Here is a 24,353-nt window from a genome sequence, read left to right as displayed (position 1 = left end):
GGTATTTCAGGATATGATCAAGGGTCTGTTGCTCGGGGGGGCAAGTGCGCTGGCGTTGGCGGCGTTGTTCGTGGCTTCGGTGTCGTTGCTGGTGCCGCCGCCTTCGCTCGTGTCCGACCGTCCTGTCGCGGTGCGTCCCGACGCGCCTGTCCTGCGCGACCAATCAGAAGTCGCCGTCCGCGTGCCCGAGCCGCCGGTCGACACGGTGCCGATCATCCCGGCGGAGATCACGCCGCAGCCCTCTCCGGCCGAAACGGGCACGCCCCAAAGTGTCACGCGAACCACGACGCAGACTGCGACGGTCACGACCACCGTCCGGCCTGCGGTCGATCTGCCAGCGGGCAGCCAGTTCAACCGTCCGCCCGAAGACGGCGATGCGATCACGCCGCAGGCGGATATCGCAACGCGTGCTGTCATTTCTGCGACCCGGCCCGACGCCGGCGCGGTTCGGGTCGACGCACCGGACTTGCGAACCGAAAGTGCCGCACAGCCGCAACCGACAACGATCGCTGGTCTGTCCGCCGCGCCCGAAGCCGGGGATGCGCCGAATTTACCGAATGTTCCGGTCGAAAACGCGCCGCAGACGTTCGGGTCGGTGGAGATCGTCGAACCCGTGAATGAAACCGCTATGCCCGAGGGGACCCAGACCGCCATCATCCAGACGCCCGCGCCATCCGACAGCGATACGGTGGCAACCGATCCAACGAATGCGGCAGCCGAACAGGCCGCCGTTGATGGGCGGGACGTCGATGTGGTGCAGGCCCCGTCGTCTCCCATTACCGAAGTGCTGGACCCGATCGTTCCCGAACGCGTGGAACCGGAACCGGAGGAGGATACCCCCGTCGTCATGCCGCGTCGTCTGGTTCTGGACAGCGAACGCGCCGACGAGACAGGGGAGGACGCTGTCGTCGAATCTCCCGCCCGTGGCGCGCTGCTGGCGAACGCGGCGAGGTTCCGGAACCCGGAAGAATTGCCGCTTTTGTCTGTCGTCCTGATCGACGATCCGGATGCGGGCGTTGATCGCGAAAGCCTGATCGGCATAGACTTTCCGGTCACATTTGCCGTTGACCCCTCGCGCGCTGGATCGGCTGAAGCCGCCACAGCCTATCGCCAGGCCGGTCATGAAGTCATCTGGCTGGCGGATGCCCTGTCCCCGAACGGGACCCCGCAGGATATCGAGGTGGCAATGACCGGAGCGCGAATGGCAGTACCCCAGGCCATTGGTGTACTGGATCTGTCCGATAATGGATTTGCCGACAATCGCACCGCATTGGAGGCGCTGCTGCCCGCATTGTCCGAGGCCGGCATGGGTTTCGTCGCCTATCCCGGCGGGTTGAACAGTGGCGTGAGTGCGGCCTTGCGCGGCGGGATTCCGGCGGCGACGCTGTATCGTGTGCTGGACGCAGAGGGCGAACGTGCCGCCGTTATAAGCCGATATCTGGACCGCGCGACCTTTGAGGCGGCGTCCACAGGGATGGCCGTGGTGGTCGGCCGGACATCGCCCGAGACCATTGCGGCATTGTATTCATGGCGATCAGGCAATCGGTCGGACCAGATCCTGCCAGCGCCTTTGTCGGCCGTGCTGTTGCTGACTGTTCCGGCAAATTGAGCTGCATCCGATCCGACCGGGAATGGTGGTCAGCCGAAGGCCGCCCCCGGCAGGTCGATCTGCGCCACCTGTTCCGCGATGGGTTCGACCGACAGCGGATGTGTTTCGTCAGCGTGATCAAGGGCATCGCCGATGGCCTGCCATTCGCGGTTCTTGAAGATTTCCAGAGCCGAGAAATGTGCTTTGTAGCCCATCTTGGGTGAACCAGGCACCCAATATCCGAGATAGACATAAGGCAGTTTGCCGTCATGGGCGATGTCGATGTGGTCGAGGATGATCTGTGTGCCCAGCGAATCCTGCGGGCAATCGGGGTCGTAGAAGGAATAGACCATCGACAGCCCGTCATCGAGGACATCCGTAAGGCAGACAGCGCGCAAGGCGGGCTGCCCTCCGCAGGCTTTGGGCCGATCGTCCCAATATTCGATGACGCGGGTGCGGATCGGGGTTTCCTCGATCATCGCGGCAAACTCGAAGATATCCATATCGGCCATGCCACCGTCGGCGTGGCGCGCGGTCAGATAACGGCGGAACAAGGTATATTGTTCTTCGGTGGCCCAAGGCGACGTTACCTCGCGTCGCAGGTGGGCATTGCGGGCCATGGTCCTGCGTTGGGACCGGGATGCCTTGAAATCGGCGATGCGGATGCGCGCCGAAAGACAGGCCGTGCAATCGGCGCAACTGGGCCGGTAGAGGACGTTTTGCGACCGCCGGAAACCCTGTTTGGACAGCTTGTCGTTCAGCTCGGCCGCGCCGGAGCCCTGTAGTGCAGTGAAGAGCTTCCGCTCCCGGCGCCCATCGATATAGGGGCAGGACTGCGGTGCCGTCACATAGAACTGCGGCGTCAGCGGTAGGCTGTGGCGCATGAAGACAGGGTTTCCCGATAATGCAAGTAAGGCGTTGGTTCCATGGCGCAGCCTAGACGCAAGACCCGGCAGGTCAATTAAAAAGACCTGCCGGCAAGGTTGGGGACGCTGCGATTTGATCAGGACGGACGATTGATCGCAGCCGATCCCAGGATCAGATCGGTCAGACCCTGTCGCCGGTCGGTGAGCAGCATGGCACCGATCGACACCAGCGCAGGCAGTACGAACATCATCGAAACATAGTAACCCGAGACATGCAAAATGGCCTGCGGTGTATCGAAACGGTCGCCGCCGTGGCTGCGCAGTTCGACTCCCATCAGTCGCATGCCCCATGTCGCCGAGCCGCGCGCCAGTGTCGTCACGCGGTAGAGGGCACCGATGGCGAGGAAGAACAGCGGCCAGAGAAAAAAGCCTACGGTCAATGTGACGATGGCTGCGACAAGGGTCAGCGCGGTAATGACCGCCATGTCGACAACCCACGCCAGAGCGCGTTTGGTCAGTACGCCTTCATAGAATTCCGGCGTTTGGTCCGGGTCGGGCAAGCCGCTGTTGTCTCGATTGGTCATATCGGTCCAATGGGTCACTTTATGGGGCTCCGCTTGGATGGGAATGGACAATCCCCGCGCCGGGAGGAGGCGCAGGGAAGGGGAGATCAGGCCTCTGCGGTATCACCATTGTCGGCGGTCGAGGGCTTGGCGCGATCTTCCATGAACTGGTCGAACTCGGCCTTGTCCTTGGCTTCACGCAGACGCTGAAGGAAGGTCTCGAACGCTTCCTGTTCGTCCTCGAGACGGCGCAGCATATCGGCCTTATAGCTGTCGAAGGCCTGGTTTCCGGTGTTGCGGAAGCGGGTCGGTGCCATACGGCGAGACTTGCAGGATGAGATGGATTTGTTGCCGTTGAACATGCGTTTGCTCCAGATCGTGTAGGCCAGAATGGCAAGGCCAACGGGCCAGAATAAGATGAAACCCAGGATCATCAATGCGATCCAGGCACCCTTGCCGCGGGCATCGAGCCAATCGGTCGTTCGGGTGAACCAGCCGCCCTGTGCGGCGGAGGTGGCATATGCGGCAGCGGTATTCATCAGGGTCACTCCTTGTGGATCATTACGATGTGAATGTCTTTCACATGATCAGAAATGGGGAGGCGAAACACGTACTGCAAGGGCTTGGGGCGAAAAAGTTAAGTGGATTTACATACAAAATGTAGCGGAAGTCGTTGCTGCTGCGCCCAACAGTGGCGATTGAAGCAATTAACATTCAAAAAAGGGCCACTGAGCCTCAGGCAACCTCTCGAAGCCCGTGGGCATAGGAGAACCAACGTCGATGATGGCTGTCTGAAAGGCCAGTAGGGACGGCCCACGCTATCAGGTGCAATCAATTCAACGGGTGATCAATCACCTTCTATCGGAAATATAAGGACAATCATCGTACCGCTGGAAACGTCTTCAATCCGTAGCGCGCCACCATGGTTTTTCATGACACGGGCAGCAATCGGCAGACCCAACCCGCTGCCAGGTCCGCCTCGCGTCTGTCCAAAGCGGCTTACAGCTTCAACATGATCCTTGGCGGGGATACCGACGCCATCATCCCGAATTGAAAGAACAGCTTGTCCGCGGGCGCAAGACAGGTCGAGGCTGATCTTTGACACACGCGATCCGCCGTGAACGACCGAATTGGTCAGAATATTCAGGATTGCTTCCTGTAGCATGACGGCATCGCCCTGAATGCGCACATCCGCCTCTGGCAGACCCAAAAAAATCTCGATCTTCGTATCGGAGTTCTGTTGGCGAAAGCTGTCGACGACCTGCTCGACCAAAGCTTTCAGGTCCAGTGGCTCACCGGATTGATCGAGTTCCTTTCCTCCAGCCCTCTCGAAGGAAAGCAGCTGGTTGGTCAAAATACTGGTCTGCCGCGCCGCTTGTACCAGTTCAGCACTGCGTTGTTTGGCGGCTTGGACATTCGGCGCGTTGTGAACCGCCTCGGCAAGGGCAAGGACGCCCGCCACAGGATTCCTGAGCTGATGCGCGGCGTTCGATATGAATTCGTCCTTGGAACTGATCCGCCGCGAAATCCGATCAAGAAGCCGGTTCAACGTGTCGACCAGTCCCCGCGCCTCGATAGGGACGGCACGGCGAATAGGTTCCAACTCGGTCGGAGATCTTTTCGCGATCGCCTTTTCCAGATCAAGCAGGGGCCGCAAACCCAGTCCCACACCGAACCACACAACCAAGGCAACCGATAGGATCAGAAGGGCAATCACCGCGAACGATCGTGAAACCACTTCGCGGACGAAACTGCTGCGGACATCGGCGTTCTGCCAGACGGTAATGTTGAAGATGCCGGCAATGCCGCTGACGGTAGTGCCATCCTGAAAGCGCAGCACGCGAACATCCTGACCCTGATACCGTGCATTGAAGTAGTAAGGCTCTGTCTGTCGCAGGGGTGCAGCTTTCGGCAATATGGGCGGGGTCGAATAACCGGTCACGAAAACTCCGTCCGGGGCGAAGACATGGTAGAACAGTTCCCCGCCCGAGGTGTCGTTGATCAATCGCCGCGTCGCGGGACTTAGTGCGTCGCCGTCAGAAACCGCAATGTCGCGCGAGATGGCCAACGCCGCAGACAGAAGGCCGCGATCAAATATGCTTTCCGCGCGAAGGGTTGTGGTTCGAAATTGCCATGCGCCAGCCACGAGCGAGATGACCAGCAGGGGTGCGAGGATAATCAGGATCAACCGGGATCTGAGCGAATGGGACCTCATTGCGATGCATCGGCCAGCAATTGGTAGCCAAGACCGCGCTGCGACTTGATTTGCAAGCCGTAGGGGCTGAGACGGCGGCGCAAACGCGAGACATAGACTTCTACGACAGTGTCTTCGACATCCGCACCCACCCCGTAGACATGGTCGAGGACCACGCTTTTCGACACCAGGCGACCAGCCGCGGCGAACAGGCATTCGAATACGGAAAACTCCCGGCGGGGAATGTCAATTTCGACCCCGTCCGCAAATAACTGCCGGGAGACTGCATCATAGTTGAGCGCACCGATCCGGAGAATCTGCTGCTGCGGTGTCGCGCGCCGACGCAACAACGCCCTGACGCGTGCCTCAAGCTCGGCCATTTCGAAGGGCTTGATCAAATAATCGTCTGCGCCCGCGTCCAAACCCAGAACGCGATCTTCGGTTTGGGCGCGCGCCGTCAACAGGATCACGGGGCGGGTGTCGCCACGCTTGCGCATCCGTTTGAGAAGCGTCAGCCCGTCCGTTCCGGGCAGGTTGACGTCCAGAATGATAAGGTCCGCGCCGTCGCCCGTCAGATGGCTTTCCGCATCGCTTCCGTTTCCAAGTACAGTCACAGCGTGACCTGCGTCTTCCAGACGATAGCAGATGCCCTTGGCGAGGCTGATATTGTCTTCGACCAGAGTAATACGCACGGCAGGATTTCTCGGACATGCAAGTTTCACGCAAGGTTCGCAGGTCAGACAAGCGACATCAACAGGGGGCGGACACCCCCCGGCGATTCGATTTTGGCCCTTAACGTCAGGGCCGAGCTTTAGGGAGGAATATATGTCCACTTTGAAAACCACGCGTCGCGTGGCCGTCGGCCTTGTGGCCGCAGCCGCAGCGACGTTCTCGCTTCAGGCGCAGGCCGAAAGCCATGCCATGGACATGGCAGGCAAGACCGTCGAATGGATCATTCCGTTCTCGGAAACCGGCGGTTCGGCCAAATGGGCGAATTTTTACGCTCCGCTTCTGTCCGAAGCCTTGCCGGGTCAGCCAACGGTCGTCGTGAAATTCATGCCCGGTGCAGGATCGACCAAGGGGGCGAATTTCTTCCAGGATCAGCAATTCGAGGACGGCACCACGATTTTCGGGTCCAGCGGCTCTACCCAGTTTCCGTTTTTGCTGGGTGATCCCCGGGTAAAGTACGATTATGCCGACTGGAATGTGGTTCTGGCGTCCGGCACAGGTGGCGTCGCCTATTTGCCGCCCGAACTGGCTGCGCAAATGGATGGAATGGACGCCAGCGCCTTGCAGGACGTCGATTTCATTTACGGTAATCAGGGCGCAACCCGGCTTGATCTGGTTCCTACGCTGGCATGGGAAATGCTGGGCCTGAACGTCGAAAGCGTCATGGGCATCAAGGGCCGCGGCGACGGACGGCTGATGTTCGAGCGGGGCGAGGCGAATATCGATTATCAGACGTCATCATCCTACCTGTCGGGCGTCACGCCTCTGGTCGAAGCGGGCACTGCCGTACCGATGATGACCTGGGGTGCGCTTGACGATGATGGCAACATCGTACGCGATCCGACATTCCCGGATATTCCGACCTTCAAGGAAGTCTGCGAAGCCACCGAAGGCTGCGAGACGTCGGGCGAAAAGTGGGACGCATGGAAAGCCTTCTTCATCGCAGGATTCCCGGCCCAGAAGATGGTGTTCCTGCCCAACGGTGCATCCGATGCGGCAATCGCCACCTTCACGGATGCCTTCGAGGCCATCAAGGCGCGCCCCGACTTTGTGGAGATCTCCGAAAACCGTCTGGGGAAATATCCGCAAATGACCGGGCCCGCGGCGCAAAAAGCGCTTGAAAGCGGTACCAGCGTTTCGCCCGAAGCTAAGGAATTCGTGGTGAACTGGCTGCAGGAAAAGTACGGCGTGTCGCTGAACTGAGCCTTGCTTTTTGAACGCCCCGCCATCGTGGCGGGGCGTTCCGTCAAGCAAGGCGGGGGAAGTTCATGGATGTGATCATGGAGGCACTGCCGGCACTGGGCAGCGCGTGGGGCTTGATATTGCAGCCTGTCGTCCTGGGCTATCTCGTCCTGGGCGTCCTGATGGGTCTATGTATCGGAGTGTTTCCGGGCCTGGGTGGCATCGCGGGACTATCTCTGCTTCTGCCATTCATGTTCGGCATGGACCCGATCCTCGGGCTTGCGCTTATGGTAGGCATGGTCGCGGTTGTTCCTACATCAGACACCTTTGCATCGGTCTTGATGGGAATACCTGGGTCTTCGGCCAGCCAGGCTACCGTGCTGGACGGCTTCCCCATGGCCAAGAAGGGTCAGGCCGCACGCGCACTTTCGGCGGCCTTCGCCTCTTCCCTGTTCGGTGGGCTTGTCGGCGCCAGCTTTCTGACCGTGTTCATTCTGGTTGCCAGGCCAATTGTTCTGGAATTCCGCACGCCAGAACTGCTGATGATTACCATCTTCGGTCTGTCCATGGTTGGCATTCTTGCGGGGCGTATCGCCATAAAGGGTGTTGTCGCCGCTGGTCTGGGCATGCTGGTCGGGACGATCGGCGAAGGCGCGTCTTCGGGCGATCTGCGCATGTCGTCCTATGATTTTCCCTACCTTACGGATGGACTGAAACTGGTCATTGTCGGACTTGGCATATTCGCCATCCCCGAGATCATTTCTCTTCTGCGACAGGACCGCGCCATCTCGGCCGAGCCGCAGATCGGCGGGGGGTGGCTGGAAGGCGTCAAGGACTGGTTCGACAATATCTGGCTTTCGGTCCGCTGCTCCATCATCGGGGTGATCGTCGGTGTCATTCCCGGTCTCGGTGGATCGGTCGTCGACTGGATTGCCTACGGCCACGCCGTGCAGACCACCAGGGACAAGTCCAATTTCGGCAAGGGTGAAGTGCGCGGCGTGATCGGGCCGGAAAGCTCGAACAATGCCAAGGAAGGGGGGGGACTTGTTCCGACCCTCCTGTTCGGCATTCCCGGCTCGGGGTCCATGGCGATTTTCATCGGTGCAATCGCGCTTCTGGGGTCCGGACAGATCGAGGTTGGACCGGCAATGCTGAAAAACAACCTCGACATCACATATTCCATCGTCTGGCTTCTGGCGCTTGCGAATGTAGTCGGAACGATCATCTGCATCGCCGCGTCTGGGGGGATCGCCAAGCTGACCACGATCCGGTTCGCATTGCTGGCCCCATTTCTTTTCATGATCATCAGTTTCGCGGCCTTCCAGTCGGGTCAGAACCTGATGGACCTTGCGGCTCTGCTCGGGATCGGCTTCTTGGGCATCATGATGCGCAGGTTCGACTGGTCCCGTCCCGCATTCCTGATTGGTTTCGTGCTGTCTAATCCGGCCGAGACTTACGCGAACCAAGCGCTGCAGATCGCGCAGTCGCGGTTCCGCAAGGGAGTCGGCGAGGGGATCGACTACATCTTCACTCCGATCGTCATCATCCTGCTTGTCATCACTGTCATCTCGGTGGTGGTGGGGCTGCGGCAAGCCAAGAACATACTTGCCGAGGGCGACGTGAAATCGGGATCGAAACGCGCGCCCTTCGTTTTTCTACTCATCATCACCGGCTACATCGCCTATGCATTTTACGACGCGGCCTCGATCCCCGCGTTCAGCCGCGATCGAGATTTTCCGATGTTCGTCGCAGGGGTGAGCCTACTTGGCTGCCTCGCCCTGATTGTCCGCATGATGCTCAAACCGGAAACGGATACGATTTTTGCCGACCGCGAGCTGGTTGGCGAAGACGCCGACGCCACTCATGGATTGTGGCCCACATTGGCATGGTTCGCAGCACTTCTTGGGCTGACCGCATTGCTTGGCTTCATCCTGGCCCTGGGACTGTTCCTGTTCAGTTTCATGAAGCTGCGCGCCCGGATCAGCGCGGTCTATGCACTGGTCTATACTGGTTTTGGCATCGCCTTCATGAGCACGATGGCATGGCTTTTGAACCGGGATTTCCCGCCTGGCCTGTTGCAGGAATATACCCAGCTGCCCTGGCCGTTCAATTGAGGAATTCGACATGACCCAAACGGCTATACCATTTCTTTTTATGCGCGGGGGCAGTTCACGCGGTCCCTATATGAACCGCGCCGATCTGCCGGATGACCTTGAAACATTGGCGAATGTGCTGATTGCCATTGTCGGGTCAGGCCATCCGCTGAATATCGATGGAATTGGGGGCGGCGTGGCGGTTACCACCAAGGTTGCCATGCTGTCACGCTCGGATGACGCTTGGGCCGACGTGGATTATTTCTTTGCGCAAGTCAGCGTTGAAGACCGGTTGGTCGACTTCAAACCGACCTGCGGAAACATCCTGTCTGGTGTGGGGCCTGCCGCCATCGAGATGGGTCTGGTCGACCCGCATGACGGCGTGACGACTGTCAACATTCTCGCCGTCAACACCGGGGCGAAGATCTCCGCCGTGGTTCAGACACCGGATAAGGTGGTCAGTTACGATGGCGGGACGCAGATTGATGGCGTGCCGGGCACGTCCGCCCCTGTGGCCCTGAAATTCATGGATACGATCGGCGGGGCGACCGGATCGCTGCTTCCGACGGGAAATGCGAAGGACGTCATTGACGGTATCGAGGTGACCTGCATGGACGTCGCCATGCCCATGGTGATTGCGCGGGCAGACAGTTTCGGTCTGACGGGATACGAGACGGCCGCCGAACTGGACGATAATGCTGCGTTTTTCGCCAGACTGGAAGCTGTCCGCCTGAAAGCCGGAGAACTGATGGGTATGGGTGATGTTTCCAAATCGGTGATGCCAAAATTCGGACTGTTTGCCCCGTCATCGCAAGGCGGCACGGCCGCAGCTCGATATTTCATGCCGTGGAAATGCCACCCCACGATGGCGGTCACAGGGGCGCAATGCCTGTCGTCCTGCCTGCTGACACCGGGAACGGTCGCCGAGGGTTTGGCCTCGCAGCCGGAAAAATCGCCAGCCCGGATCACGCTTGAACATCCTTCCGGAACAATCGACGTCGTCGTCGATTTCGACAAAACGGCAAAGGGCCTCGACATCAAATCGGCCGGTTTGGTTCGCACGTCGCGTAAATTGGCGGCGGGTGATGTCTTCGTGCCGAGGTCTGTCTGGGCCGGGAAATGAATGCATGAAGGTCCATATTCTCGACGACTGGTTCGATACGCTTCGCAGTCTGCCCTGTTTTGGCAAACTTGCGGATCACGATGTCACCGTCTGGACGGATCACCAACCCGACCCCACCGCCTTGGCCACGCGGGTGCAGACCGCCGAAGCGCTCGTTCTGTTTCGCGAACGCACCAGGATCGGCGCGGAACTTCTGGAGCGCTTGCCGAGCCTCAGACTGATCTCGCAACGCAGCGTTTATCCGCATGTCGACGTTGAAGCCTGCACGGCCAACGGCGTGTTGCTCTGTTCGAACATGCATTCCGATGCGCCATCCTATGCGGCGGCCGAGCATACGCTTGCGCTGATACTGGCCAGCTATCGCCAGATCCCGCAACAGACGGCGTCGTTGCAGGCGGGCAGCTGGCAGTCTGGCGTCGGGCGCACATTGCGCGGCAGGACATTGGGGCTTTATGGTTATGGTCGGATCGCCGGAGCCGTGGCAGATTACGCCAGGGCCATAGGGATGAAGGTGCAATGGTGGTTGTCGCCGGACGGGCGTGCGCGGGCCGAAGCGGCAGGCGAAACCGTTGCACCCTCGCGCGAGGCGTTCTTTGCGACCTCGGATATCATCAGCCTTCATGTGCGTCTCAAGCCTGCAACCCGTGGTCTCATTACGGCGAAAGATCTGGCTGCGATGCAATCACGCGCATTGTTCGTGAACACGTCACGTTCGGGACTGGTCGAGCCAGGTGCTTTGGAAGCCGAAATCGCTAGGGGACGTATCCATGCGGCGGTCGATGTTTTCGATCAGGAACCCCTGACCGACATTCGGAACCCCTTGCTGACCCATCCGAACGTATTGGCGACGCCGCACATCGGATATGTGACGGAAGATGAATTCGACCTGCAGTTCTCTGACATCTTCGACCAGATCAATGCCTATTCTGAGGGCAAGCCGATCCACATGATCAATCCATCCGTCTGGAGCAGGGCAGAGGGTGATGCCTGAACACTGTGGGTAGTGATTCAGTCGTGCCCAGTTTCAGCCATGATGGACGCGACGAATCCGTCGCCGATCGCCCTTGCGACAAAATCGTCCAGGGCCGCGATCAGAGGAGCCTGTGGATCCGGCAGGACCATCGCTTGTCTGACCGAGGTCAGGACGCCCGGCAGGATGCGAATAGCGGGGTCATTTTCGAAGTCCTCGACAAGCGAAGCCCTCACACCGGCCACGGCGTCGCATTGGCCATCGCGAAACGCCGCGAAACTTTCTGGCGGGGTGCCCGACCGCTGGAGCCTCGCGTGTTGCAGGCTAGACGTCAGGTGCATGTCATACGCCGATCCGGCCGAGGTCAGAACCTGCACACCAGAACGGTCCACGTCGTCCACATCATGAAAGTCTGAATCCGCCCGCACGGCATATGTCGCCTCGATTGTCAGATAAGGGCGGGTAAAGGCTATGGCGCGGGCGCGTTGCGGGTCGATCGCCAGAAAGCCGACGTCCCATTTATCTTGCTGCGCATCTGCGAAAACCCGCCCCGCGCCTGGATAAACGACCGGCATCATCGTTGCGCCGATCTCATCGGCCAGTCTCCTCGCCAGCGCCGGGCTGATCCCCGCAAGAGTGTTCGCATCGCCCTGAACCAGCGCGCGGTTTCCGGTATTGATGGCGGTGCGCAGCACGCCATCATGCGCCAGTGCTTTCAATTCCATGTCTTTCTGCCTCACTTTCCCTGATGCTCTGGACTGCCGCGATTTCCATTTCAGGGCCGTTTTGCGGCCCGGTTCCGGAAAAACCGCGCAAACAGCGGCGCACCAAGAATGACCACGAAAATTCTTAGCACATGATGGGCAACGACGAACGCCATATCCGCCCCGACGATCAGCGCCAATACTGTCAATTCCGCCTGACCTCCGGGGGCGAATGCCAGTATGGTTTCCATTGCCGGGGCAAGCCCGAACCAAAAGATCACTTCGGCAAACACAACTGTAAGCAGCAACAGGATGACGCAAAATCCCAGGGCTGCGGTAATGCATGTGCGAATTTCGGACATCGTGACGCCCGCGTATTTGATGCCGACACTCATCCCGATGAAGAATTGTGCGGCCCAGATCGCCTCGGCGGGGGGGCGATACTGAAGAATGCCGGCAAGGCTGAAGATCGCAGCCAGCAGAAGGGGACCCAGGATCGAGGCACCGAACATTCCCAGCCGCAGTGCAACCTGCCAACCGGCGATCCCGCAGAACGCCATCAGCGCCAACTGGGGCAGGCCGATAGTAGACGCAGGCGCGCCGGGTGCATTGCTGAGATCGGCGTTCCAGACCCAACTCAGCAGAAAGGGCAGCACCACGACCACCACCATGATCCGGGTCGCATGGACCAGCGACAATATCCGCAGATTGGCACCGGCCTCTTCCCCGAACAAAACCATGTCCTGAAATCCGCCGGGCATGGATGCATAGTAACTGGTTTGAAAGTCAAAACCCCAGAGGCGTTGAAAATACGGCACACCAATCGCTCCGATGACGATGACCATAACGGGGATCATCAGCAGCGTGGGCCACATTGAGGTCATCGAGATCAGAAGGGGGATCGTGAAAGTCGCACCGACCGCTACCCCCAAGATGGTTCGCATCGCGTCCCCGATCAGCTTGTTGCCCCGCATCGGCATTCCAATCAGCGCGGCCACAAGACAGGCCACGATGGGGCCCAGCAGAAAGGGCAGGGGGAGTTGCAAAAGCTTGAATGCAGTCACTCCCAGGGCCGCTATGGCAAGAGACGATGCGTATCCGATCACGCGCGCATGACCTTCAGCCTTTGGCGCAGCGAAGTCTGTAGATGTGTCTCGGCGGCGGCGCCGGCCGCTTCCGGTTCACCCGCGCGGATGGCTGTGATGATGTCATTGTGCTGCTGGCAGACGACTTTGATCCGCGCCTCGTCCGCCAAAGTCGTCGGGCCCAACAAGATGAGCGCGTTGTTCAATGCGCGGGCGGATTCCAGCAAGAAGCGATTGCGCGTCGCCAGATAGACGCAGCGGTGAAAATCCTGATTGAAGGCCGATGCTACCAACGCGTCATCCCCGGCGGCTTTGATCTGCTGGTTTACCTCTTCCAAAGCATCGATTTCCGCGTCGCTGGCATGCTTGGCGGCCATTTCGGCCGCTGTGCGTTCCAGAACGACGCGCATCTCGTATAGTTCGACGACTTCGGTCTGGGACAAGGTCCGGACGACAGCGCCGATCCGGGCGCGATGTTCGACGATACCGTCGCTTTCCAATTTGCGCAGCGCCTCTCGGATGGGGGTCCGCGACAGCGTCAATCGGTCGGCCACCTCCACTTCTCTCAACCGGTCGCCGGGCTGGTAGAGACCTTTTCGGATGGCTGCGTGCAGGCTCCGATAAGCGGCTTCTCCCTGTGAAAGGTCTTGCGGGTCCAGGCTGGTCATTCTAATAGTCCAAGTATTGTATCCACTCGGATACAATACGTTCGAAATGAAGGAATGCCAATGCCCAGATCTGTGATTGTTGTCGGAACCGGAAACGCCGCCCTGTGCGCCGCCATCGCAGCTTTGGAAAAGGGGGCAGAGGTTTTGCTTTTGGAAAAAGCCGATGAGGCGCTGGCTGGCGGCAACACGAAATATACCGCGGGGGCCATGCGCTTTGCATATGACGGCAAAGCCGACCTCATGCCGCTGTTGCGCGACATGGATGACCCGCGCCTGCCGCAAACCGATTTCGGCAGCTATACGGTCGACAAATTCTCGGAGGACCTTTTGGGGTTCAATGACGGTCGCCCGCTCTCGCCCGAGCAGCAAAGCCTTGTGTGCCTGTCAGGTGAAACGATGCAATGGCTGGCGTCGCACGACGTTCGGTTTGAACCGATCTATACCCGGCAAAGCTTCGAGAAGGACGGGCGTCACATATTCTGGGGAGGGCTGACGCTGGCTGCACAGAATGAAGGGGTTGGCCTGTTCGACATGGAATTGGCGGCGGTCAGGCGAATGGGGGGTACCGTGCGCTACAACAGCGCAGTCACAGGGCTGATCCAGGATGGGAACCGTGTGACAGGCGTGAAAGTGGGTAAGGAAGAGATACGCGCCGATGCGGTGATCCTGGCATCCGGCGGTTTCGAAGCTGATGAAGCGTTACGCGTCAAGCACATGGGACCGAACTGGAAGGCTGCGAAAGTGCGCGGCACCCCGCACAATACCGGCGATGGGCTGAGCATGGCCGTCGCGGCGGGCGCGGCTGAATACGGTCTGTATGCAGGATGCCACGCCACACCGATGGACCTTTACATGGCGGATTTCGGAGGTTTGGATTTGCCGCCGGGCGAGCGCAAGAATTACCGCAAGATTTCGTATTTCCTGGGTGTGATGCTGAACGCGAACGGCAAACGCTTCGTGGACGAGGGCGCAAATTTTCGCAATTATACCTATGCGCAATACGGTGCCGCAATTCTGAATGAGCCTGGACAATTCGCGTGGCAGGTCTTCGACAGCAAGGTTTTCGATCTGCTTTATGCGGAATACCGGTTCCACGATGCGCATTTCGTTCAGGCCGATACGCTGGAGCAACTGGTCACACAATTGAAAGGAGTGGATGCGGCCGCCGCGCTCGAAACACTCCATGCCTACAATGCCGCTGTGGACGACGCCGTGCCTTTCGACCCGACAATTCTCGATGGCAAAAGCACGAAGGGGCTTTCGCTTGCCAAATCACACTGGGCACAGCGCATCGACCATGGCCCGTTTCGCGCGTTTCCTGTCACGGGGGGGATCACCTTCACCTATGGCGGGTTGAAAGTGGACGACTCTGGGAATGTCCTTGCTGAGACCGGGCATCCGATAGACGGACTCTTCGCTTGTGGTGAGATTGTGGGCGGTGTCTTTTTCGCAGGTTATCCGGGCGGCTCCGGTCTGACATCCGGCGCCGTATTCGGGCGGCGCGCAGGTTATGGGGCTGCTTCGGCCTGATTAAATCGGACAGTGGTAACTTTCCGGGGTCGAATAGGTTCGACACGAAAAGGTCGACGGTGCTGACCATCTGATAAACCTTGAAGGCCGTCATGAACTTATCTTCGGTGCCGTATCGAAGCGCATGAAGATACGTATTGCCTTCGCTTCCGTCTGAATGGAACGTCGGTTCCGTTCCGCGTGCACTGAACTGGCCCGCTGCAGGGCCAATTTACCGCACCGTCTTTGCCCGCCGGACAATCTTTACCCATCGAACGAGGGGTGAAGACGACCGCGACGCATATCGTCAATCTGAGGCCGGCGGCACGACACCGCTACGGCTCACGATCGCATCCGCGCGAAGGAGGGATCGTAAGGGCCGGAGTCGATGACCGTTGCGGCCACGCTTCGACCGAGGATGTCGACGGCAAGGGATGTGCCGGTCGCGGCCAGGGTCGGCTCGATGAAGGCGTAGGCGAGGTTGAGCCCGGTCCGGTGGCCCCAGTCCCCGGATGTCACCGTGCCGACGATGTCCGCGCCCGCCCGGACCGACGTTCCTGCATGTGCCGGGGCGTCGTTGGTATCGACGACGAGCGTGATGAGCTTCCGCCGCGGTCCGGTCTCGGAGCGCGCGAGCAAGGCCGGTTTGCCGACGAAATCGGGCTTCTGGAGCCGGACGAACCGATCCAGCCCCGTCTCGAACGGGTCGAACTCCGTCAGGATATCGGCCTTCCAGTGCAGAAACCCCTTCTCAAGGCGCATAGATTCGATGGCGCGCGATCCGAAAAGGCGCAGGCCGTGCGGCTCGCCGGCGCGGCGCAGCGCGGCAAAGGCCGCGTGCAGGCTTTCGTTGGGCACATGGATCTCGTAGGCGAGTTCGCCCGAGAAGCTGACGCCGAGGACCGTCGCCGGAGCGATGCCGACATATGCTTCCCTTATGGACAGCCACGGAAACGCCTCCCGCGTCCAGTCTCCGCGCGCAGCCGCGGAAAGGACGTCCCGCGCCCGCGGCCCGGCCAGTACAAGGATCGTCTGAGCGTTGGTCAGGGAGCGTATGCGGACGTCGTCGTCCGGACGCAGGTGCGAGACCAGCCAGTCCATGTCGTGATATTCCGACGCCGCAGCCGAGCCGTACCAGACCCGGTCCGGCCCGCGGTCGGACGCGGGGATGTTGGCCAGCGTCGCCTCGGCCTTCAGCAGGCCGTGGTGGTTCAGCAGATAGCCCAGCCCGACGCGGCCCGGCTTGCGCGGGACCGCGCCGCAGACCATCCGGTCGAGAAAGGCGTGGGTGTCGGCACCGGTCAGCTCGAACCGGTTGAAGCCGGACACTTCGGTGAGACCGACGCCTGTCGCGACGGCCTCCACCTCTTTCGCGACGACGGCATGGACCTCGTTGAACCGGAAGCTCAACGTTTCTTCGAAATCCGGCGATGGCTTGATGTAGTCGATGCGTTCCCACCCGTTGACAGTGCCGAATTCCGCCCCCTCGGATGCCAGAAAGGTCGTCAGGGACGTCGTCTTCATGGGACGCCCCGCCGGGCGGTGCTCGTGGGGCAGGTGGAAACGGAATTCGTTCTGGTAATCCTCGACCGCCTTCAGCGCCGTCAGTTCAACCGTTGCGTGGCCGGTGAAACGGCGTGGGTCGATGACCCAGGTGTCGTACTCCGCCTCGCCGTGAACGATCTGCTGCGCGAGGAGCCAGCCGTGACCGCCGCCCTCGCCCAATCCGGCACGAAGGCCGACGATGCAGAACGCGTTGCGCTTGCCGGGGATCGGCCCGACCAGCGGCGCGCCGTCGATCGTGTAGGTGATCGGGCCGTTGACCACCTCGCGGATCCCCGTCTCCATTAGCGCGGGCATCCGCGCGAAGGCACCTTCCAACACGTCGGTCACACGGTCGAGGTCGTCGGGGCAGAGCGCGTTCGAGAAATGCGGGTCGATCCCGTCCATGCCCCAGGTCCGGCACTCCTGCTCGTAGAAGCCGATGAGCAGGCCGCCCTTCTCTTGGCGGCAATAATAGTCGCTGATCGGGCAGCGCAGCAGCGGCATCCGATGGCGGGCGTCGGTGATGGCCGGGATGTCCTCGGTCAGGAAGTACTGGTGCTCCATCGAGGCGACCGGGTGGCTCACGCCCATCATCGCGCCAATCTCGTTGCAGCGATAGCCGCCGGCGTTCACCACGATTTCCGCCCGGACATCGCCCTTGGCGGTATGGACGGTCCAGCTGTGGTCGGGATGCTGCGTCAGGCCGGTGACGGGTGTATGGCGGTTGACCTCGGCACCGGCCAGACGCGCGCGACGGGCCAGTGCCTGGCAGAGTTGCGCCGGGTCGATATGGCCGTCGGTCGGATCCCAGAGGCCGCCCAGCAGGTTGTCGGTCGAGATCAGCGGGTGGCGGCGGCCGCACTCGATAGCGTCGATGACCTCGAGTTCCACACCCATCCCGGCGGCCATCGACGCGAAATGCCGATACCCGTCCATCTGCGTCTGCGTGTTTGCAAGCCGGATACCGCCATCGCCGTGATTATAGCCGACGGGATAATCCGGATCGTCGCGCAACTCCTTGTAGAGCGCGATGGAATGACTCTTCAGCCCCACCATCGTCTGCGTCATGCCAAAGTTCGTGACCTGCGCCGCCGAGTGCCAGGTTGTCCCGGAGGTCAGCTCGTCGCGCTCGATCAGCATGACGTCCGTCCAGCCTTCCTGAGTGAGGTGATAGAGCGTCGAACACCCCGCGATCCCGCCACCGATGACCACAACCCTAGCTTGATCCCGCATGCGTACCTTGCTCCTCGATTGGCCACGACCCCGTCTCAGATCCATCAAGGACCGGAATTCAATCGAGGCAAGTCCCAACGGACAGTTTCGAAATGATGCGAACTCTGTTCCGAGACCGACTGCCTGCCGGAGCGGTGCTGTCTCAGTCCGACGGGTCGAGTGTTGCGAACACGCCAGCGAGCCAGGGATACGCGGCGATGATGGGGCCGACCTCGCTCTGGGCGACGATGCTGCGTAGAAGTGCGGCGATCGCATGTGCGACGGGCCGATCGGAATCGCTCCGCGACATCAGCGAGATCCGCCGCGCGAAGACGGGGAGCGGAAGCGGATGCAGGGCAACGCGCTCGGCGAAGCGCTGCGCGCGCGCGAATCCGAGGGGTGTGATGATGGACCAACCGTTCCCGTCCGCGACGATCGCCAGGATCGACTGCACGCTGTCGAATGCATAGCGGTCGGGCAACGTGATCCGGTTGCGGGCGAGATGGGCCTCGACCTGCATCCCGATCAGGTGTTCGCGATTGAACCGCAGGAACGGTAGCGCATCGCTGCCATCGAGCAGGGCGACCGGATCGAAACCGGCGTTCTTTTGCATAACCAGAACGAACGGATCGCGCAGCAGCGGATCGCAGATAAGACTCTCGGCCCGGCTCTCCGGTTCGGATGCGATGGCGACGTCCAGTTCGTCTTGGTTCAGAAGGCCAGGCACGTCATGGCTCAGGATACTCCGGATCGAGAGCTTCGCGTTCGGCATTTGGCCCGCGAGCGCCGTGGCCAGTCCTGGGGTCACGCGGGCCTCGAAATCCTCGATGATGCCGATGCGAAGGGCGCGCGCGCCCAGCAACCCGCCGATGGCCGTGGCGCTCGTCGCCCGTCGGAGATGGCCCAAGCCCTGGGACAGGTGGTGGAGGACTTCCCGGCCCTCGCGGGTGAGGACGAGCGGCCGTGACGAGCGATCGAGCAGAGCCGTGCCGAGCTGCTCCTCCAGCCGCGCGACGTGATGCGATACCGAGGATATCGACAGCTTCATTTCGAGCGCCGCCTGTCGCATCGACCCTGACAGGGCGACCTTCTCGAAGGCCTCCAGCGCTTGCAGGGGAGTTCGGGGGAGCGGCATGGCGACGATCCATGGTTCCATCAATATCGGAACCATCGCGGCGCAAGCGGGAGCTGTCAATCGATGCCGCCGACGAATGAGGAAACCCCGAACCCGAACCGCCACACTCTACCTGATCGCGTCATGTGGAAGAGGCCGGTTCGAATCTCGGGCATCGGCGGGCGCATCCACGACAAGATCGTCGCATCTCGCAAGAAGGGGATCTGGAACTGTCGCGATTTGATGCCGCTCCTTGCCGTGTGACTTCGGAAAGAAGGTCTCAAGCCGCGCCATCTGCGCGTTGGTAAGCCAATAGAGATCACTCATGTCACCACTCCTTTTTCGGAGCAGTGAGTCAGAAGTTCGAGCCAGTATCAATGGGTCCTGACCCTAGACTGCAAAATCCGAAATGGATGGGCCTGAAGGTCAGGCTGACCCGCTCAGACGCGCCGATCGCCTGCGCAGGGCTTCAAGCGTGAAAAGCAATGTAGCGGACAGGACGACAAGCAGGGTCGCCACGGCAAGAATTGTCGGATTGATCTGTTCTCGCAGACCCGAAAACATCTGCCTTGGAATTGTGCGCTGTTCTGGTCCTGCCAGAAACAGCACCAGTACGACCTCATCGAATGACGTCACAAAGGCAAACAGTCCGCCCGCGATGACGCCGGGCCGGATCAACGGGATGACGATGTCCCAGAATACCTTGACCGGTTGTGCACCAAGGCTCAGGCCCGCACTGAACAGGGACCTGTCAAACCCGCTCAGCGTGGCCGTGACAGTGATGATGACAAAAGGGACCCCCAGGGCGGCATGGGCGATGATCAAGCCCGTAAAGGTGCCGACCAGATTGAACCTGGTATAGAAAAAGAACATGCCCGCTGCGATGATGATCAGAGGCACGATCATAGGGGACAGCAAAAGCGCTGTGATCAAGCGCTTGTATGGCATCCAGGGCGAGGACAAGCCGACTGCGGCCAGTGTTCCAAGGGTCGTGGCGATCAACGCCGCCGCGATCCCGACCGCAAAGCTGTTCCGGATCGCCAACTGCCATTTCTGATCGTCCAGGATCTCCTGATACCAGCGCAGCGAATAGGCATCGGGGTCCAGCGACAACATGCCTTCGGTGAAGGTGAAGAATGGCTCGGAGTTGAAAGACAGTGGCATGATCACGAGGATCGGCAGCATCAGGAAGACCAGCACCAGAAACGCGACCACCCGCAACGCGTAGTGGCCTGAATAATGCCAGAAAGAGTAATATTCGGGAAACCGTTTCATTATCTATCCCAGTTTGATGTTATCGGCACCGACAAGGCGATCAAACAACCAGTAGAGCAACAAGATGAGCACCAGCAGGAGCGACCCCAGTGCGGCGGCCAGCTCCCAATTGTTGGATTGCTGCATATGGAATGCAATAATGTTGGAAATCATCTGCCCGTCGGTCCCGCCAACCAAAGCAGGCGTGATGTAGTAGCCCACCGATATGATGAACACCAAAAGCGCCCCTGCCGATAAGCCTGGCAGGCTCATGGGCAGAAAGATCCGATACCAGGCTCCAAGCGGTCGGCTTCCCATCGAAATGGCAGCCCGCATGAAACTCTGATCAATCCCGCGCATGACCGCATAAAGCGGGAGGACCATGAACGGCAGAAGGATATGCGTCATTGCAATGATGGTCGAAAATTCGGTGTAAAGTAATTCGAGCGGTTGATCGATGACCCCTATAGCCATCAATGTGGAGTTCACGACGCCGTTTGTTTGCAGCAGTGCGATCCATGCCGTGGTCCGTACCAATAGCGAGGTCCAGAATGGAAGAAGTACAAAGACCATCAGGAAATTAGCCAGCCCGTCCGACGCCTGCGCCATGAAGAAGGCAAGCGGATAGCCCAGCACAATTGTCAGGACCGTGATGATGAGGGCCATACGCAAAGTCTTGATATAGAGTTTCACGTAAATCTGCGTATCGCGTTGGGCGATGCTGCCGTCAGCCTTTCGTTCAAGGTCGACAGATGTCAGGTAATAGCTTGAGGAATAGACCTGCCCTGCGGATCTCAAGGCATGCCATGTGGCCGGATCTGCCCAGCGGTCGTTGGCCTCCAGCAGAAGGGATGCACCGTTTGCGGCGATCTCGGTATCCTCCACCCGGCGCAGACTTCGCGCTGTGGATTTGACGACGCTCGACATACCAGGCAGCGCCCGGTTGATTTCATCTGCAAGCTGACCGGACGTGCGATCGTTCGCCATCCGTTTCATGTCTGACGCGAACTGGATCAGAACAGTCTCGTCCGGTGTGGTTTCGCCAGACCAGTCGTCAAGTGCGGCCAATGTGTCGGGCACGAGATTTGCGACGGTCGGATTGTGCACACTGCGGAACAGCATCGTCGTGATCGGGGCCACAAAGGCAAAGACGATAAAAATCAGCAAAGGCACCACGAACAGGAACGCCTGTAGCCTGCGCTTGCGCACTTCGCGCGCCGCATTGCGGGCGTCGGCGGGATCCAATCGGTGTGGTGCTGTGGTCATGATATAATTTCTGACGCCCCCCGCACCTCAGGACGGCGCAGGGGGCAGCGGCTCATTGCAGCAGCCATTCGTTGAACTTCTCGCCAAGGCTTTCGCCGAAGTCGGCCCAGAAGATACCGTCGGCTTTCAGACCTTCCTCAAGGTGGGCCGTCGGCAAATCCTGCTTTACGCTTTCGGGCAGGAGCGCCTGGGCCGAGCGACGTGTGGGGCCATAGGCAACATCCTGCATCCCCGACAGCGGCACAGTCCGGGTGGCGAACTGGATGAACTCCATCGCCTTGTCCTTGTTGGGTGTGCCCTTCATGATCGCCCAGACGTCAAGGTCGTAGACGTGGCTGTCCCAGACGATGCTGAACGGCGCGCCGTCGTCCTGAATGGCCGCGAAGATGCGACCGTTGGCGGATTGCACCATCTGCGCACCGCCATCGTTCAGCAGAACGGGAGCCTGCGACCAGCTATCGTACCAGACGATGTCTTCCTTGATCGTATCCAGCTTTTCGAAGGCCCGAGCCTGCCCTTCTTCGGTCGACAGCAGATCATAGACATCTTCGCGAGCGACGCCATCGGCGATCAGGGCCCATTCCATGTTGACCTGCGGACGCTTGCGCAGGCCTCGCTTGCCGGGGAAGGCTTCGGTGTCAAAGAACTCTGCAATGGTTTGCGGACCGGGACCGTTTTCGGTGTTCACCGCAAAGACGACCGACCAGACGATATTACCGACGCCGCATTCATTGGCCAAAGCGTCTTCAATGAAATCGTCCGCCGCAGGGGTGCCGTCGTCACCGTCGGGCAGGGTGCTTTGATCGATGACCTCGAGATATCCCTCGGCGCACGCACGTTCGAGGTCGATCACCTCGATATCAACGACGTCCCATTGGATATTGCCGGCTTCGACCTGCGCCTTCATCTCGGCGATGCCGCCGCCATAATCTTCAAACAGGATATTCGTGCCGGTCTCGGCCACGAAAGGATCGATCATATGCTCCTTCTGTGCGGCGCCATAGGCCCCGCCGAAGGAGGTCACTGTCAGATCCTGTGCCACGACGGGGCTGGCAGTCAGCGCCAAGGTGGCAAGTAACGTTAGATGTTTTTTCATCGGTTTCTCCTTGTCAGTCCGGGCGTTTTGCAGGACCCCGGTTTGTCCTGTGTCACCTACCCGGCAGGGAAGGCGATGCAATCGGATGCCAGCCAAAGCAGCTGGGCCTCTGCGCCATTGTCGAAATCTGGCGCGGATAAGTCATTCAAAACCTTGACGATAATATCTGTGCCGTCAGTCAGCTTGAAGTAATAACGTATGAAATCGCCGACGTAGATTCGGGTATTGAACCGTACAGTCAGGGCGTTGTCATAGTCGTGGTTTGTGGGCGGGATGAACAGCTTTTCAGGCCGGATCGACACCCGGCATGCGCTGCCCTCGGTCAAGCCTTCCGCTGCCTGCGCGACAATCGTGCCGCCGTCAGTCTGGACCTTCGCGCTCGTTGCATCGCGCGTAATGACCGTGCCGGGGATAAAATTGTTCTCACCGATAAATTCCGCAACAAAAGCGTTCGCCGGATGCTCGTAAAGCTCGGCCGGTGGGGCGCATTGTTGTACAATCCCATCGTTGAAGACAGCGATCCGACTGGACATCGACAGAGCCTCGGTCTGATCGTGGGTCACGTAGATTACAGTGAATCCCATTTGTTTGTGCAGACGGGTAATCTCGAACTGCATCTGTTCACGCAGGTTCTTGTCCAGCGCGCCAAGCGGTTCGTCCATCAGGATCAACGTCGGCTCGAATATCATCGCCCGCGCCAGGGCCACGCGCTGCCGTTGCCCCCCCGACAGTTGCCCCGGACGCCGGTCTCCAAACTCCGATAACTCAACCAGATCGAGGTATTCCGCCACCCTGTCCCTAACCTGGGCCTTGGGCAATTTGCGCACCTTCAGCGGATAGGCCAGGTTTTCGGCCACTGTCATATGTGGAAACAAGGCATAGTTCTGAAAGACCATGCCGATGTTGCGCTTGTTCGGCGCTGTCTTGTTGATCGACTTGCCGGCAATGGCGATATCGCCCGAAGTGACGCTTTCGAACCCGGCAAGCATCATCAATACGGTGGTTTTGCCTGACCCCGACGGCCCGAGAAGCGTGATAAACTCACCATCTCGTACGTCCATGTCAAAGCCCTTAACCACGAGGTTTTTCTGGTCATAGCTTTTCTTGACGTTGTCGAAACGCAGGAAGGTTTCCGGTCCAGTGTCTTTCATATCTTTGCGAGCACCCCCCCAGTGACTGCATCGACTTAAACAGGTGTCGTGCGACCTGACAACAACAAGCCACCGCAGTCACGACCTGATATCAAAGAGATTTTGAAATAATTACTTTATTTCAATTGTTTGTATGAGGCGGGCTCGGCAAGGAGACATCATCACGCCAACCTGTTCTGTGGTGCAGCCTTCCAGTCGAAGCAATCTGCCACAAGAAAGCTCAGGATAGCACTTTGAGCGATAGGCGGACCTGAAGGGGCAGCATCCGAGAGGACCGGCGGAGGTCGGGACGACCTTGATGCGGTGCGTGCCATGTCCTTCCATTGTCCACCCAGTTCAGCCGTACGCCGCGTTAACGCAACGCTGCGCTATGGCTGGGCCGGGTCGGTCCGCGCTTTCTGCGGACGAGGCTCTGGTCATAATTGTTCATGCACCCGCATG

The 24,353-nt window shown here is 59.8% G+C and carries 20 protein-coding genes and 1 pseudogene; 6 read left to right on the top strand and 15 right to left on the bottom strand.

All coding sequences use genetic code 11. From position 1 onward, the window contains the following. Window positions 1-13 precede the first annotated feature (13 nt). Window positions 14-1,609, top strand: a complete 1,596-nt coding sequence (locus BMY38_RS08470) for a divergent polysaccharide deacteylase family protein (RefSeq protein WP_175495814.1) — start codon at window positions 14-16, stop codon at window positions 1,607-1,609. Between the two features lie 29 nt (window positions 1,610-1,638). Here BMY38_RS08470 and BMY38_RS08465 read toward each other — a convergent pair whose 3' ends face one another. From BMY38_RS08465 to BMY38_RS08445, 5 genes are all read right to left on the bottom strand, one after another. After that, on the bottom strand, window positions 1,639-2,472 hold the full coding sequence (locus BMY38_RS08465; RefSeq protein WP_092761804.1) for an arginyltransferase: 834 nt from the start codon (window positions 2,470-2,472) through the stop codon (window positions 1,639-1,641). Window positions 2,473-2,591: 119 nt separating this feature from the next. Beyond that, window positions 2,592-3,056, bottom strand: a complete 465-nt coding sequence (locus BMY38_RS08460; RefSeq protein ID WP_342707754.1) for an RDD family protein — start codon at window positions 3,054-3,056, stop codon at window positions 2,592-2,594. A gap of 68 nt (window positions 3,057-3,124) precedes the next feature. Next, window positions 3,125-3,556, bottom strand: a complete 432-nt coding sequence (locus BMY38_RS08455) for a DUF2852 domain-containing protein (protein ID WP_092761800.1) — start codon at window positions 3,554-3,556, stop codon at window positions 3,125-3,127. A 308-nt stretch (window positions 3,557-3,864) separates the two neighbouring features. Continuing rightward, window positions 3,865-5,205, bottom strand: a complete 1,341-nt coding sequence (locus tag BMY38_RS08450) for a sensor histidine kinase (protein WP_175495813.1) — start codon at window positions 5,203-5,205, stop codon at window positions 3,865-3,867. 23 nt (window positions 5,206-5,228) lie between these two features. Further along, a complete protein-coding gene (locus BMY38_RS08445; protein ID WP_092761796.1) occupies window positions 5,229-5,903 on the bottom strand; it encodes a response regulator transcription factor in 675 nt (224 codons plus the stop codon). Between the two features lie 160 nt (window positions 5,904-6,063). Here BMY38_RS08445 and BMY38_RS08440 point away from each other — a divergent pair, with 160 nt between their 5' ends. The 4 genes from BMY38_RS08440 (at window position 6,064) to BMY38_RS08425 (ending at window position 11,329) form a co-directional block, all read left to right on the top strand. Further along, window positions 6,064-7,143, top strand: a complete 1,080-nt coding sequence (locus BMY38_RS08440; protein WP_424338169.1) for a tricarboxylate transporter — start codon at window positions 6,064-6,066, stop codon at window positions 7,141-7,143. Window positions 7,144-7,208: 65 nt separating this feature from the next. Further along, window positions 7,209-9,236 (top strand): tripartite tricarboxylate transporter permease, encoded by a 2,028-nt coding sequence (locus BMY38_RS08435; protein ID WP_092761792.1) that lies wholly within the window; start codon window positions 7,209-7,211, stop codon window positions 9,234-9,236. Window positions 9,237-9,246: 10 nt separating this feature from the next. After that, window positions 9,247-10,338, top strand: a complete 1,092-nt coding sequence (locus BMY38_RS08430; protein ID WP_092761790.1) for a 4-oxalomesaconate tautomerase — start codon at window positions 9,247-9,249, stop codon at window positions 10,336-10,338. A 4-nt stretch (window positions 10,339-10,342) separates the two neighbouring features. After that, window positions 10,343-11,329, top strand: a complete 987-nt coding sequence (locus tag BMY38_RS08425) for a D-2-hydroxyacid dehydrogenase family protein (RefSeq protein ID WP_092761788.1) — start codon at window positions 10,343-10,345, stop codon at window positions 11,327-11,329. Between the two features lie 17 nt (window positions 11,330-11,346). Here the strand turns inward: BMY38_RS08425 and BMY38_RS08420 are convergent, their stop codons facing one another. Genes BMY38_RS08420 through BMY38_RS08410 form a run of 3 tightly spaced genes read right to left on the bottom strand, consistent with a single transcriptional unit; the run spans window position 11,347 to window position 13,765 of the window. Continuing rightward, window positions 11,347-12,033, bottom strand: a complete 687-nt coding sequence (locus BMY38_RS08420) for a transporter substrate-binding domain-containing protein (RefSeq protein ID WP_092761786.1) — start codon at window positions 12,031-12,033, stop codon at window positions 11,347-11,349. A 50-nt stretch (window positions 12,034-12,083) separates the two neighbouring features. Then, window positions 12,084-13,118: an AbrB family protein gene (locus tag BMY38_RS08415; RefSeq protein WP_092761784.1), complete on the bottom strand. Its 1,035-nt coding sequence runs from the start codon at window positions 13,116-13,118 to the stop codon at window positions 12,084-12,086. Continuing rightward, window positions 13,115-13,765: a GntR family transcriptional regulator gene (locus tag BMY38_RS08410; RefSeq protein WP_092761782.1), complete on the bottom strand. Its 651-nt coding sequence runs from the start codon at window positions 13,763-13,765 to the stop codon at window positions 13,115-13,117. Before BMY38_RS08410 ends, BMY38_RS08415 begins: the two co-directional genes overlap by 4 nt. A gap of 60 nt (window positions 13,766-13,825) precedes the next feature. On the opposite strand from BMY38_RS08410, the gene tcuA reads away from it, so the two are divergent. Then, a complete protein-coding gene (gene tcuA, locus BMY38_RS08405) occupies window positions 13,826-15,295 on the top strand; it encodes an FAD-dependent tricarballylate dehydrogenase TcuA (protein ID WP_092761780.1) in 1,470 nt (489 codons plus the stop codon). A 321-nt stretch (window positions 15,296-15,616) separates the two neighbouring features. Here tcuA and BMY38_RS08400 read toward each other — a convergent pair whose 3' ends face one another. The 7 genes and pseudogenes from BMY38_RS08400 to BMY38_RS08370 all read right to left on the bottom strand — a co-directional run bounded on the left by BMY38_RS08400 (window position 15,617) and on the right by BMY38_RS08370 (window position 23,912). Then, window positions 15,617-18,052 carry a GcvT family protein gene (locus tag BMY38_RS08400; RefSeq protein WP_092761778.1) on the bottom strand — a complete coding sequence of 812 codons (2,436 nt, stop codon included), beginning with the start codon at window positions 18,050-18,052 and terminating at the stop codon, window positions 15,617-15,619. A gap of 142 nt (window positions 18,053-18,194) precedes the next feature. Continuing rightward, window positions 18,195-19,166 (bottom strand): LysR family transcriptional regulator, encoded by a 972-nt coding sequence (locus BMY38_RS08395; protein WP_175495812.1) that lies wholly within the window; start codon window positions 19,164-19,166, stop codon window positions 18,195-18,197. Between the two features lie 225 nt (window positions 19,167-19,391). Continuing rightward, window positions 19,392-19,472, bottom strand: a pseudogene (locus BMY38_RS17915) (IS5/IS1182 family transposase); the annotation flags it as partial. Window positions 19,473-19,571: 99 nt separating this feature from the next. Beyond that, complete coding sequence (locus BMY38_RS08385) at window positions 19,572-20,420, bottom strand: ABC transporter permease (RefSeq protein WP_092761772.1); 849 nt, start codon at window positions 20,418-20,420, stop codon at window positions 19,572-19,574. A 3-nt stretch (window positions 20,421-20,423) separates the two neighbouring features. Continuing rightward, window positions 20,424-21,665 (bottom strand): ABC transporter permease, encoded by a 1,242-nt coding sequence (locus BMY38_RS08380; protein WP_092761770.1) that lies wholly within the window; start codon window positions 21,663-21,665, stop codon window positions 20,424-20,426. A 52-nt stretch (window positions 21,666-21,717) separates the two neighbouring features. Beyond that, the gene (locus BMY38_RS08375) at window positions 21,718-22,761 is read right to left on the bottom strand and encodes an ABC transporter substrate-binding protein (protein ID WP_092761768.1); all 1,044 of its coding nucleotides are present in this window, start codon (window positions 22,759-22,761) and stop codon (window positions 21,718-21,720) included. Between the two features lie 56 nt (window positions 22,762-22,817). Continuing rightward, entirely contained in the window at window positions 22,818-23,912 is a 1,095-nt protein-coding gene (locus BMY38_RS08370; RefSeq protein WP_092761766.1) for an ABC transporter ATP-binding protein, read from the bottom strand. Window positions 23,913-24,353: the final 441 nt, after the last annotated feature.

Source organism: Jannaschia helgolandensis (assembly GCF_900109285.1).
Taxonomy (GTDB): Bacteria; Pseudomonadota; Alphaproteobacteria; order Rhodobacterales; family Rhodobacteraceae; genus Jannaschia; species Jannaschia helgolandensis.
The sequence above is the reverse complement of the archived record's forward strand: the minus strand, read 5'-3'. Positions and strand labels throughout refer to the sequence as shown.